At 48.3% G+C, this 12,063-nt stretch carries 12 protein-coding genes; 9 read left to right on the forward strand and 3 right to left on the reverse strand.

Annotated elements, in window-relative coordinates; all coding sequences use genetic code 11:
- The first annotated feature begins 147 nt into the window (after window positions 1–147).
- The 3 genes from V8G57_RS15460 (at window position 148) to V8G57_RS15470 (ending at window position 2,724) form a co-directional block, all read left to right on the forward strand.
- Window positions 148–597 carry a hypothetical protein gene (locus V8G57_RS15460; protein ID WP_342830107.1) on the forward strand — a complete coding sequence of 150 codons (450 nt, stop codon included), beginning with the start codon at window positions 148–150 and terminating at the stop codon, window positions 595–597.
- A 626-nt stretch (window positions 598–1,223) separates the two neighbouring features.
- Window positions 1,224–2,159 (forward strand): DUF2971 domain-containing protein, encoded by a 936-nt coding sequence (locus V8G57_RS15465; RefSeq protein ID WP_342830108.1) that lies wholly within the window; start codon window positions 1,224–1,226, stop codon window positions 2,157–2,159.
- A 34-nt stretch (window positions 2,160–2,193) separates the two neighbouring features.
- On the forward strand, window positions 2,194–2,724 hold the full coding sequence (locus V8G57_RS15470; RefSeq protein ID WP_342830109.1) for a hypothetical protein: 531 nt from the start codon (window positions 2,194–2,196) through the stop codon (window positions 2,722–2,724).
- Window positions 2,725–2,774: 50 nt separating this feature from the next.
- On the opposite strand, the gene V8G57_RS15475 is transcribed toward V8G57_RS15470, so the two are convergent.
- Complete coding sequence (locus tag V8G57_RS15475) at window positions 2,775–2,978, reverse strand: hypothetical protein (RefSeq protein WP_342830110.1); 204 nt, start codon at window positions 2,976–2,978, stop codon at window positions 2,775–2,777.
- Window positions 2,979–3,439: 461 nt separating this feature from the next.
- Here V8G57_RS15475 and V8G57_RS15480 point away from each other — a divergent pair, with 461 nt between their 5' ends.
- The 5 genes from V8G57_RS15480 to V8G57_RS15500 all read left to right on the forward strand — a co-directional run bounded on the left by V8G57_RS15480 (window position 3,440) and on the right by V8G57_RS15500 (window position 8,188).
- On the forward strand, window positions 3,440–3,928 hold the full coding sequence (locus tag V8G57_RS15480) for a hypothetical protein (protein WP_342830112.1): 489 nt from the start codon (window positions 3,440–3,442) through the stop codon (window positions 3,926–3,928).
- Entirely contained in the window at window positions 3,918–4,643 is a 726-nt protein-coding gene (locus tag V8G57_RS15485; protein WP_342830113.1) for a hypothetical protein, read from the forward strand. The genes V8G57_RS15480 and V8G57_RS15485 overlap by 11 nt, the downstream gene beginning before the upstream one ends.
- 75 nt (window positions 4,644–4,718) lie before the next feature.
- Entirely contained in the window at window positions 4,719–5,507 is a 789-nt protein-coding gene (locus V8G57_RS15490; RefSeq protein ID WP_342830114.1) for a hypothetical protein, read from the forward strand.
- Between the two features lie 91 nt (window positions 5,508–5,598).
- The gene (locus V8G57_RS15495) at window positions 5,599–6,930 is read left to right on the forward strand and encodes a hypothetical protein (RefSeq protein ID WP_342830115.1); all 1,332 of its coding nucleotides are present in this window, start codon (window positions 5,599–5,601) and stop codon (window positions 6,928–6,930) included.
- A gap of 208 nt (window positions 6,931–7,138) precedes the next feature.
- A complete protein-coding gene (locus V8G57_RS15500) occupies window positions 7,139–8,188 on the forward strand; it encodes a tyrosine-type recombinase/integrase (protein ID WP_342830117.1) in 1,050 nt (349 codons plus the stop codon).
- 187 nt (window positions 8,189–8,375) lie between these two features.
- Here the strand turns inward: V8G57_RS15500 and V8G57_RS15505 are convergent, their stop codons facing one another.
- A complete protein-coding gene (locus V8G57_RS15505; protein ID WP_342830119.1) occupies window positions 8,376–9,275 on the reverse strand; it encodes a hypothetical protein in 900 nt (299 codons plus the stop codon).
- Window positions 9,276–9,583: 308 nt separating this feature from the next.
- Between V8G57_RS15505 and V8G57_RS15510 the strand changes: the two genes are divergently transcribed.
- Complete coding sequence (locus tag V8G57_RS15510; RefSeq protein ID WP_342830121.1) at window positions 9,584–10,693, forward strand: FRG domain-containing protein; 1,110 nt, start codon at window positions 9,584–9,586, stop codon at window positions 10,691–10,693.
- Here the strand turns inward: V8G57_RS15510 and V8G57_RS15515 are convergent.
- Window positions 10,673–11,827: a tyrosine-type recombinase/integrase gene (locus V8G57_RS15515; protein WP_342830123.1), complete on the reverse strand. Its 1,155-nt coding sequence runs from the start codon at window positions 11,825–11,827 to the stop codon at window positions 10,673–10,675. The genes V8G57_RS15510 and V8G57_RS15515 overlap by 21 nt on opposite strands.
- Window positions 11,828–12,063: the final 236 nt, after the last annotated feature.

Below are 12,063 nucleotides of genomic sequence, written 5' to 3' on the forward strand. Positions count from 1 at the left end.
CATCGACAGCAGCATTGTCGACTCAAGTGTCAAGTTGTTTATAAAGACTGGAAACGGCGCATACTGTGTGTCAGTATTGTTGTTGATATAACGATATTATTATCTATTGAAATACTGTCAGGCCTCAGTCAACTGAAAGGGAGTCGTATGTGGAAAGTCGAAAAAGAATTTTCAATTCGTCTTGGCGGTAATACTTATATCGATACGCCAAACCTGATTGTTTATCAAGGAACGCCAATCTTTCGTGTTCGTCGTAATGAAGACGATGGCATGCTCGGTATCGATTTTGAGGTCTTCGATTCGATGGGGCAGCGAGTTGCGACTTTCAAAAAGGGAATCGTTGCTCAAGGCGACCAGGCAAATTACGGCATAGACACTGGTCACGAAACTTACTCGGTGACGGAGCGCTCTTCGGGGCGACTTATTGCGCGGGTCCAACGCCGAGGTGTTCAAGAAGCTGAATTAGATGTCCAAGTCCACATGTATTTGCCGAATCGTTTCCTCCTTGACGCCGGACCTCTGGCAACAAATCTTGGCGGGGCTGTAATTGCTGGCAATGTGTTCAAGAGCTGTGATGCAGGCATTGCAATTGGCTGAAAATCTAGACTTGGCTTGGATTCAATGGACCTTGCTTTGGGGCCCGGGGCTCCATTGTTGGACGCGTTGAGGAATTGGACAAAGCAGAATTACTTGGCACCGAAACCTTGAGTTTGGTAGTTCCTGAGCTGGAAACCTGGTTGCACCGTCTCGTCTTGTCATGAGTTAGCGGGGGTGTTCCTGGCTGTGCCAGCATTGAATGGATTATCCTAATAAAGGAGTTGATGAGTAATGGTTATTTTGTCACATTTGTCCGTTGTAACTGGTATTTTGTCCGCAGTGTTTTGGGTTATTTCGAGCCGTATTAAATCGCGCAAGAAGCCAGGTGTTGCAGTTCTTACGATGGGTACGGGCGAAGGTGATGTAGATATGCACAATTTGATCTTGTCTATTAGATTGCAGTCTAAGTGGAATAGTAGAGCCGCAATATTTGCGGCAATCTCAGTTTTATTTCAAGCACTTAGCCAGACTTGTACGCAGGTGGGATGAGGCTGTTGAGGCAGCTTAAGGCATTTATACGCTGCTCAGATATTGGAGGGAGTTCCACAAGTAGGTCAACAGCCAGTTTGGCAACCACATGGCTATAACGTCGGCTCTTTGAATGGCAACGTGGAAAATTCGAGGTCATGACGAAAAAACTTTATAAATACGTTGGATCAAGTTATATCGACAAGATATTCTCGAGCGGCGACAAGATTTCATTGAAGTGTTCATATCCACGGGATTTTAATGACCCATACGAACTCTTCATGACCATCGACTTCGACCAGGAGCCGGACGTTCTCGCCTTTTATGCTGAGGCAGTGGACGAAGTTCCGCAATGGCCAACGACTTGCTTTTCCCGTTCACCGTCAGTGATTCCAATGTGGGCACATTACGCTCAGAGCCTGCAGGGATTTGCCATAGAGCTAGATGAGGAAAAACTTGCGGAGTGTTTTCCCGATAGTTCGTTTGGGGACATGGACTATAGAGATAGCGCGAAAGAGTCGGTAATTGACCACCTGCTTCACGCTTTTGGTACTGGCAAGGGTCGGCATATGTATTTCTTCCACCAAGCACTGTTTAGCGCAGCGTACTTTACGAAGAATTCGTGCTGGAGCTATGAAGTCGAGCGGAGGATGATTGCTAATCCGGCAGAGACACAGCAATCTGATGACCTTATCCTGATTGAAGTCCCACATAACTGCATCACTGCACTTATTTGCGGTCCGCGCGCTTCTAAACAGACGATTGAAACCTTGCGAGCGCGCGCGGAAAAAATTGGGTGTGACTACTATGAAATGAAGGTAGGTAGAAGTTCTGCGACACCATATTTCTCTAATATTCAGAAAATTCCTTATCTATTCGACGACGAGAGATTGGTTAAAAGTTCGGCGTTCTGCCAGAGATGTAATGAGCCAATCAAGATGGGGACCGACGCGTGTTCGTGGTGCCTAATCAATGAATCTCATCAACAGGAGGCTGCTACTCGTAATCCCTATCGAGTCTACGAAAGTGCCGGAATACTGAAATCGTATCTTCAAAGTATGGAGAAGATAAGACATGGCGATGTTGAGGAATGACGCGCGGCATATAACGTTTAAAACAGGGGAAATCATGGGCGCTATTCTTGCGGCATTGATCGCTGTTTCAGGTGCATTGATAGTTGGATACATCACGAATTTTGTAGCAGAAGATTTTCGTCGTTTTCGGGATGGAACTGCGGTTGCGGCATCCTTGGCCGGAGAGTTGAGCTCGCATTTTAAAGCAGTTCCGGCGCTGCGTGAGGGATTGCAGGGGAGAATAAAGCGTATTGAGGATAAGGCAGAGCGTTTCCCATTTCCTGAGATAGATACCCCGACAGATCCTTTATTCGACTCCATTGTCGATAAGTTGGGATTGCTCGAAAGTGAAATGGTAGAGGACATGGTATATACATACCAGCAAATTCGAGCATTTCGTGTATCTGTCAAGATAGTAGGGCAAGGGCATGCTGTCATGACAGACGTAGTATTACTTGGACAGTTGCGCTTGGCTTTGCATTCTATTGATCTTGCTGTGGAGCGCGGAGTGCCATTATTAGATGCGTTGAGAAATCGGACAAGGAAGACTTACGAGGCACCGAAACCTTGGCTCTGGTATCGTTAAATACTCGTCTCTGAGATGGCAAAGACAGTATTCGTGGATGAATTTTGCGTCTAGTCTTTTTTTGTTTTTTTTGAGTCTGCTTTCTTAAATAGATTTTTCTCTATGTGCTTGCGAAATAGCTGAACAAAGATTTCGCTGAGATCGACAATTTCTGCGCCCTCGGGAAGATTGGATCGAACCGTCATTTGCTTGATAGAACTCTCATTCAGAGAAGTTCGCTTTTTCTTCTTTCCTTTTGCGGTGTCGATTTTCATGGGTAACCCCGATCTGGACTCGAACCATAAAAATATCTTAAAAATCGAGATAACTCAAAGACTTACCTCTATTCCTAAATTTAGGACAAAAAAAAATGAGCTACGACTTTCGTCGTAACTCACTGTTTTTATTACTACTAGTATTCTGGCTCCCCGACCTGGACTCGAACCAGGGACCTGCGGATTAACAGTTTGATTAACTCATTGATTTAATTGACTATTGGCTCGCCCTCACTCGTCACGTTTTGTTGATGCTCGCCAAAACTGTCACGCTCTTTTAGGTTCAACTTGGATAGGTATTAATTCCTTTTTATACTTGCTATATAGATATTTTTTCTATATGGATCCCTTTTTACAATATCGGATCGGGATCATTCGTAGATCCGAGGTTGTATTCGCACGATAATATAGTTACATTTGTGCAATAAGCATGAAAATGTTTCAAATAAAGGGAGGACGCAATGGTGAGCAAGATACGGGTGAAGGTGGGTAGCACTGAAATTGAGTTTGAGGGTTCAGAAGACTATATGCGGGAAGAGCTACCTAAACTAATCGAACTTCTTGGCGACATCTCATCTGTGAACGTAAATGATGAGAATGATGAGGTGGCAGATGTTCTCCCCTCTGTTGCCGATCCCGCCGGGAAAACATTGCAAATGACTACAAATACAATTGCATCCAAACTAGGTGTTGGTAGCGGGGCGGAGTTGGTACTGGCGGCGTGCGCACATCTCTGCCTAGTTAAGGGGGCTGATAAATACAGCAGATCAAATATTTTAGGTGAAATGAAACTTGCCTCAAATTTTTATAAAACTACCTACAACAATAATCTAAGTGCGTCCTTAAAGACTTTGGTAAAAGGAGGTAAGCTTTTGGAAACCGCTGCAGATGTATATGCTTTGGATGCCAAAGAGAAAACGAGGATTGAGGCCAAGCTAAGTGGAGCTTGATCTCAAAAATCTTTTGTCTAACAAAAGCTTTTCTCGAAAAGAAAAAATACTTATTTTATTGGCCTCCACGAAGGGGGCAGAAAAGCCCGTTGTAGAGATCCGTGAATTGGCGGTTGCGAATGGACTTCGTGACTCCAAGAATTGGAACATCTCTCAGTTATTGAAAGATCTCGACGGGGCTGTTGTCAGACTTCCGGATGGCTGGGCACTGACTGAGGCGGGGCTATCTTTGCTTGATAGCCTTGGGATACAGACGGGGGGGCCTTCAAAGGTCGTTCAACCAACGCTTCGAAGGTATGCGAGTAGCATCTCAAGCCCAAACGTAAGGGGGTTTGTGGAAGAGGCGATTGCTGCTTTAGAACTGAATCTCTACCGGTCCGCGGTGGTTCTATCTTGGGTAGGAGCTGTCTCTGTTTTCTATGAAGTGATCTTGGTGAATCATTTACCTGAATTTAACGCGGAGGCGATCAGGAGATTTCCTAAGTGGAAAACTGCGAAGACAATAGATGATTTGTCGCAGATGAAGGAGTACGACTTGCTCCAAGTACTCCACGGTCTCTCAGTAATTGGAAAAAATACAAAAGATGAATTGGAGCATTGTCTGAAATTGCGGAATGCCTGCGGTCATCCAAATAATCATAGGCTTGGCGAACACAGGGTAACTTCCCATATAGAAACACTAATTTTAAACGTGTTTTCGAAGCATGCTATCTAGTCACGCAGGGCACGATAGCCAAATTTTCCGGAGTAAATTGAGCGTTGATCCTGTTCACGCGGTGATAGGGTCCATATGGAAGACGAAGTAAAGCGGTTTGGAAAACTTTCTATCGATCAGATCCGCCAGCTAATCCAGTTCGTTCCATTTTTGGAGCAGGCAAGGCCGGAGTTGGCGGCCCTAATGGCAGCGAAACCAGAAAAGGCAGCCCAATTTTTCAAGCCAGGAGTTGCGTGGGGCAACGCGTACGATTATCCAATAGAAGAGCAACTGGCTCTCTTTTTGGCCGTTGCGGGCCTTACAGACTTCGTTGTCCAGGCGGCCAAGGCACCTGATCCGATGGCCGAACTGGCGAAGCTGGATGATCATCCCGAATATCAAGAATGGGCTGGTGGAGCGGGTAAGCAGTTTGAAATTCATGATCTGCTGGGTGCGCTATACGGCCTATTCGGGACGTTCGAATGTCTTATGCTGTACGGCTACTACCTCAATGAGTTGCTCGCGATTGCTAATTCGCAGGGTAATGATGAAGCGTTGTTTAATGCTATTCGCGTTGATCCGGTTGCTATTACCAGTGAGACTGCGGCACACCGTATTAGTCGTGCGGTGGTTCAAGCAGATGCTAAGTTCTTTAGCGGACTTCAGAATGCTCTTCTAGGAAAAACGGGGAAACAGGCCCGATATCTTCAAAAATTCAAGGTTCTAATGCAGATACTTTTGGAGTCAGGGCTTCTGGATCGGCCTAACGCCGAGATTCGATCTCTTGCATTCGAGCTGGATGTCTATGCCGACAATCCAGGCGCAGAGAAAAATCTAAACGAATTGATCCGAAAATTTCGTCACAAGAAAACCATTCCAAAATGACTTTTTAGATGGTCGCTCCACGACTCCTTGATCCATAAAGTTCATATCCGTTGCAGGAAACAAATGTCTGCCTGCCGAAACGGAGAACTTTATGTCAAAGTCATCACGTCACAAATCAGGAAAGCCGAGTCAATCGGACGCAGTTCCAGTAGCCGTCGAGGTTTCCTCTGTGGCCGGCATTGCCGGGCGCGGGGGAAACCTCGACGGAACCCTGGGTACGCCGCCTAGTAACACAGTACCCAATAACAGCAAACCTCCATATTTTCAGGCCTTACGCTGGGGTGTTGATAGCCTGTATTTGTCTTACCCAGGTCAACTATCCGAAACGGTCGATAGTGATTTACGCGCCCTCAAGAAGTTGGCTCAGGATCGTGATGGCCTCGCCGCCAAAGCTCAATACCCTCTAGGGGAGCATATCTTCGAGGTCAAAGATAAAAGCTCGGGTTTGTTTCCCTTCACCATCGAAGACAATACGTTTCAGATTCGGTTGTCGGCTCATCACGCCAAAGCATTGCCGATGGCCTACGCCAAAGTCTCAAGCCATTATCTGTGCCACAAGACGCCCGCAGAGGCAGAAGCGCACCTGCGTAGCCTGCTGTACCAGCTCGGTGAGGTTAACCCGCCCAAGGTCAGCAGAATCGATTTATTCGTCGATTTCTCCTCGTCGGTGGATATGGAAAGCTGGAGCCGCACAGCCTGGGTCACAAAAGCCAGTGGTGTCAGCCAATATGCGCAGGATCAAAATTTTACCGGCTGGCTCATCGGCGCGGGCAGTGCGTTGATGGCACGCCTGTACAACAAGCGCATTGAAATTGAAAAGAGTGGCAAGACCTACCTTGAACCGCTATGGCGGGAAGCAGGATGGGATGCAGTGCAACCGGTGTGGCGACTAGAATTTCAGTTCAAACGGGAGGTGCTGGATCAGCTTGGTTTGAATAGCGTACCTGGCGTCCTCGACAATCTCAACGGCCTGTGGAGTTATGTCACGACCGAATGGCTCAAGCTGACCATGCCAAGCGACACGGACCGAACTCGTAGCCGTTGGCCGATCCATCCGCTCTGGATCGCGCTGTCGTCGATTGATTGGGAATCCCAGGGCGGTTCGCTCTTGCGTGAATACTCGCCGTCACGTGCGCCAAGCAAGGAGTGGGTGGGAAGGCGTGCCTTAAGCGCGATGGCTTCGATTGGCGCATTGAACGGGGTTAAGAACTTCGATGCGGCGTTGGCTGCGTTGGGAGATGCCGCGTTTAACGTGCTAGACAATCAGGCGTATGGGCTTGGACTGAGTCATTGGGACGTATTCCAAGAAAAAGTCGAAGTCCTCCAGCGCAAGTACAACACGGCGTTGAATACGCCAACGCCTGGTGCAACGGAGGATGATCCGATTGCTAAGGAATATCGCAGGCAAACGCAAGGCTATTAATCGTGGATGACACTGGCTTGCCTTTGCCTGCTATTCGTTGCCTGACCAGGGAGCAGGCCGCCCATTATCTTGGCATCGGGGTCACCTTGCTCAATGAGTTGGGAGTCCCCTGCGTAAAATTTGGTCGCCGCTGTGTGTACGATACGGTTGACTTAGATGCTTGGCTGGACGACTATAAGCAGCGAGGGCGAGCCGGAAGGGAAACTTTATGGCTCGAGAAATTGGAGTGTTCAAAAGACCGGATTCCCGGTTCTATTGGATTAACGTTACCCTCCCCAACGGCAAGCGCCTACGCCAAAGCGCTGGGACTGAAAGCCGCGAAGAAGCAGAAGCGTATCTCGCCAAGCTCACCCTTGACGCCTACCGCGAAGCCCATTTCGGCATTAAGCCCGAGCGTTCCTGGCAAGACGCCGTTGTCCGGTATCTCGAATTAAAAGCAAGCTTGCGTAGTTTTAGAGATGTGCAGCGCATTTGCCGCCAGCTTCATCCCTATGTCGGTGGCCTCACCCTGAATCAAATTAGCGGGGATGTGGTGTGGACCATCGCACAAGGAGAGCTGAAGCGGGGCAACAAGCCCGCAACGGTGAATCGCTATCTGGCGCTGATTCGTAACCTGCTGCATATGGCAAGGGACGAATGGCAGTGGATCGACAATTTTCCTAAAATCCGCATGTTGTCAGGCGAAGTTGAGCGGGACCGCTGGTTGACACGCGAAGAAGCTGAGAGGTTGATTCAAGTTTGTCCATCGCATTTGGCTGCACTGGTTCGTTTTGCTTTAGCTACAGGCTTGCGCGCAAGAGAGATTACTGGATTGGAGTGGAACAGGGTGGATTTATCCAGGCGGACCGCTTGGCTGAATCAAACCAAAAATGGCACGCCGCGAGGTGTTCCATTGAATCACGATGCAGTCGTCGTTTTACAGGAGCAAATTGGCCTGCATCCGCAATCTTGTTTTACCTATCGCGGCAAGCCCATAGGGTGGGACGTTACCAACACCGCATGGCATAACGCGATTAAGAAAGCGGAGCTAGAAGATTTCAGATTCCATGATCTCCGGCATACCTGGGCATCATGGCATCGCCAGGCGGGAACGTCTTGTGATGAGCTGAAAGATTTAGGCGGCTGGAAGTCGCGTGTGATGGTGGATCGTTACGCGAAATTTGCAACTGAGCATTTGCAAGCTGCGGCGTCTAGGATCGAAGAAGGGCGGGGTGGGAACGTGGTGAGCCTGTCACGTTTGCGTCACGGTCACAAATAGAAAAGGGGCTGCATTTACATGCAACCCCTTATATATCTTGGCTCCCCGACCTGGACTCGAACCAGGGACCTGCGGATTAACAGGCTCACAGTCTTTCGCGGCTCTAGCCCGCATGGCACATAGGTTTTTGCCGAGATCGGCGTCTAATAAATTGATCTTGTTGACCCCTTGGAGAGCCGCATAAACGCTAGGGGGTAGATCTATGTTTAGACAGTTGTAGTGGCTGTGCGTGAGCGTCTAAAGTCTTTGCTATAACGTCTGCATACGCCATTATGAAATCAGTCAGTGCGTTCAACCGGTTCCAATGCATACCCGAGCCAGTATCCACAAGATGATTTTCAATCAACGAGATGGTGTTTTCATGCTCTCCCGTGTCGAAGAAATTTAACAAAAACTTTACGTGATAGTTCTTCTTCTCGTCGCTGAACGACAAACCGGATTTTTCGAACATCGAGTCAATAAAATTCTGCTTGTTCTGCACAACGCCATCGGTATGGACGATCGCATGTCTGAGATGCTCAACGAAAAATACAATAAGTTTAAGATTTATGCCGAAGTGATTTTCGGACTCTACTTTGGCGATTCTGGGAAATTTTAATCTAAGCTGGTTCAGAATGTTTTCAGGAAAACTGCCTTTTTTCGCTTTTGAGCGTTTCAAGAACCAATCAAATTTCTGCCCGGGCAGTTCATCGAGCGAGATGTTGCCAAAATCGGCAAGTGGCCACAAATTGTTATCGACATAGCCGGCAAATGCGTATATGTCTTTTAGATAGGCCTCGAATGCTTCAAATACATTGACCAGGAACCACTGGTACTGTTTATTTTTATGCAAAATAAATTGACGTCGCCTGTCGTCATTCGTACTTGTGAAATATCCGTACGTTTTCCATTCTCCTTCTTCGGCAGTAAGGAAAGCCATATTGTCCCGGCGCTCACCGTGATTCAGTATGCCGGCCTCGTCGAGAGATTTTACGTAACGTTCAATAGCGGCCAGTTCCTTTTCAACGGTGTCCTTAACGGATCGTTGATATAGATTCGCAATTGAAACTTTGGCGTTTAATTTTTCTACAATTTTGACCAGCTCCATGTGCGATTCCCAAGTGAAAATTATTCGGTTTTATTGATAATATTCTTTGCTATTTTAGCTGACGACGATGTTTATTTTTGATGCGACTAATGGTCCCGAGAGTAGTCGGCCGCCGTTGGAGTTGCTTCCGTCATGTCTACGTCGAGTGGACTCCAACCGCTTTCGTATGAATGTGCGCGTCTTCTCGGCCCCCTAATCGTGCAAAGATCCATTGGCCAGGGGTAATATATGATGTTATGGCGACGGCCAAATGAAAATGTCCAGGTCTATTGGATCGCATAGTTACAAATGAAAGCACAGGAGGACAGATGAAGGGGCAATGGTTCGGCGAATTTCAGAATCCAACAATGAAGGGCTTCTTGCGAATTGATGTTGACGAAACAACGTCGGGATTTGCCGGCCGAGCGGTGGCTTTTGGCCCTGTTGAGCTAACGCCTACTATTGTAGGGAGTTTCGATACGCTATCGCAGTCGAATCCTATTCAATTTTCTGTGCCGCTTGGTCCGGCCGATCCGAATACTGGATTCTTCATGGCTTGGGACGACGTCGCTCCGCGATATCCGGGCACCAAATTTGCGAAAACGCTCCAAGTAACAGCAAGTTGGGATGCGCAGCATCTAACCCTAAAGTGGGTCTCGGACATCGGCAATGAGGGGCAGGCAGTTCTTTCCCGAACAACGGCCGGGACCGAGTCTGAATATGTTCAAAACCCAATAACGTGGGATGAATTCAAACGAATGGTAGCCGGGCTGGAGCCGCGGAGATTTGTGTTTCGAGGTCAAAGCGATCAAAAACGACTACGAACAACGTATCACCGAACTGGCCGGGCAGATCTTACGAGATATGCATATCAAGACATCCCCGCGCTTCATCAATACTTGAGCAGTCGTACGCGTCATTTCTTCAATTTGCAAGACCCCAAGGAATACGGCGCATTTTTACACTTGGCCCAACATCACGGCTACCCAACCCCATTGTTAGATTGGTCGTTCTCGCCGTATGTAGCGTCTTTTTTCGCGTATCGGTCCTCTCGAAATTCTCAAGCCGCGGTCGCAGAAGAGACACAACGAGTGCGAATTTATAAATTTGATAAGCAGGCGTGGCAGGAGACATACGCCGAGGAAACAAAGCTCGACGCGTTGAAATTACATATATCTGCCTATGAATTCCTGGCAATTGACAACGAACGAATGATTCCTCAGCAGGCGATGTCGATCTTAACAAACATTGATGACATCGAACGCTACATCCGTACGCGTGAGAACGACGGGACGCGTAAATATTTGGAGGTCTTTGACCTGTCCATTCGGGACCGCCCATCCATCATGCGGGAACTTAGCATGATGGGCGTAACGGCCGGGTCATTGTTTCCGGGGCTTGACGGAAGCTGTGAAGAATTAAAAGAGCGTTTTTTCTGACTCTGCCAAAGTACAATTTAGCTGCGGCTTGCTTTGAACATGTTCATGCTCCATCTTGACTCGATTGGGCTCTACTGTGCCTCGCCAGCGGCATTTTACATATATCTCTGTTGTCGTCACTGAGTCATGCCCGCACAGCACTTGAATTTGCTCTAGTGGAATTCCGGACAGCCACATGTCGGTGGCTCCTTTCGCCTTTAAATCGTAAAAGCCGAACCCCGCGATCGGCTCCTTCCTCGACTTGCGTTGTTTGTTGTCTGGTGTTTTGCTTACATATCGACGCAACATTGCGCATAGGCCATCGTATGTATAAGGCTCACCATCCATGCGGTGAATCAGTGTCATATCGGAATTTGCAGGCACTCCGTCCATACGCAAGTCTTTGATGATTGCGTCAATATCTGGCGTGATCGCTATATCGACGATTGCACCTGTCTTTCCCTGATCATTGCGAATGACTCGCCGCGTGCTACCGTCAGGTTCGCGTTTGACCACGATATTTTCTGCTGGCGTCCACTGAATGATGTCCTCCGGACGCTGCAGTGTTCGATAGATGAGGTCCATGAGGCCGCGAACCTGGCGAACGGCTAGTTTGCGTACGCCATGAAATTCGTTGTGCTCGACGTATCGCTCCCTGGGGGTTTCTTTGTTCCGTCGAACACCGGAGCATGGGTTTACCTTGATGCTGCCTTCGCCCGTGCGAATTAGCCAGGTAAAGCAAGCCGACAGGCAGGCCTTCTCCCGGTTGGCGCGAACTGGGCGATCATTGTCGACACCGAGATCCAGGTACTGTGCGACGTGTTTAGGTTCGATTCCTGGAGGCGTCATCCTGCCAAAAAATGGTTTCAGAATTTCCACGTTCCGCTTGTAGTCCTCGTACGTGCGCGTCGCCAGGGTGTTTTTTGCAACTCGTTTCTCACAATGGACGATGAACGAATCTAGATAGTACGCCATCGTTCCATATGAACTGTCAGGATCGTTGTATAGATTTCCTTTCCGTTTTGCTTCGGCCAGATCTGTGCCTAGCCGTTCCCATGTTTTATCGCGATGGACATAGTAGAGGGCACCATGTTTTGCGTATACCCTATCCGGGAGACCCAGTGGGTTATTGCTTCGTTTGCGGCCTGTTGTCATATTCTATGCTTTTTGCTGAGACAATTTTTGTTGCGTTCGTTTGCTGAGACTCTTGAGATACCCGGCTACGTCTGGTGCTTCACCATGCGGCTGAGTTCGGGTCGTCGTTGCAATGCCGCCCGTAACTGCGTCGAAGTTCGAGCGAGTGATTAGTGGCATCCCGTTGGGCCGGACCGTGACGTCGAAGCCGCTATTTCTAAACCAGCGTACGATCGCAGCTGGTTGACGCAGTGGGG

This window comes from Collimonas rhizosphaerae (assembly GCF_038896935.1).
Lineage (GTDB): Bacteria > Pseudomonadota > Gammaproteobacteria > Burkholderiales > Burkholderiaceae_D > Collimonas > Collimonas rhizosphaerae.

Bases quoted from the DNA above. Each gene is read 5' to 3' on its own strand.
- V8G57_RS15460 (WP_342830107.1), top strand. From the start codon at position 148: ATGTGGAAAGTCGAAAAAGAATTTTCAATTCGTCTTGGCGGTAATACT.
- V8G57_RS15465 (WP_342830108.1), top strand. From the start codon at position 1,224: ATGACGAAAAAACTTTATAAATACGTTGGATCAAGTTATATCGACAAG.
- V8G57_RS15470 (WP_342830109.1), top strand. From the start codon at position 2,194: ATGGGCGCTATTCTTGCGGCATTGATCGCTGTTTCAGGTGCATTGATA.
- V8G57_RS15475 (WP_342830110.1), bottom strand. From the start codon at position 2,978: ATGAAAATCGACACCGCAAAAGGAAAGAAGAAAAAGCGAACTTCTCTG.
- V8G57_RS15480 (WP_342830112.1), top strand. From the start codon at position 3,440: ATGGTGAGCAAGATACGGGTGAAGGTGGGTAGCACTGAAATTGAGTTT.
- V8G57_RS15490 (WP_342830114.1), top strand. From the start codon at position 4,719: ATGGAAGACGAAGTAAAGCGGTTTGGAAAACTTTCTATCGATCAGATC.
- V8G57_RS15495 (WP_342830115.1), top strand. From the start codon at position 5,599: ATGTCAAAGTCATCACGTCACAAATCAGGAAAGCCGAGTCAATCGGAC.
- V8G57_RS15500 (WP_342830117.1), top strand. From the start codon at position 7,139: ATGGCTCGAGAAATTGGAGTGTTCAAAAGACCGGATTCCCGGTTCTAT.
- V8G57_RS15505 (WP_342830119.1), bottom strand. From the start codon at position 9,275: ATGGAGCTGGTCAAAATTGTAGAAAAATTAAACGCCAAAGTTTCAATT.
- V8G57_RS15510 (WP_342830121.1), top strand. From the start codon at position 9,584: ATGAAGGGGCAATGGTTCGGCGAATTTCAGAATCCAACAATGAAGGGC.
- V8G57_RS15515 (WP_342830123.1), bottom strand. From the start codon at position 11,827: ATGACAACAGGCCGCAAACGAAGCAATAACCCACTGGGTCTCCCGGAT.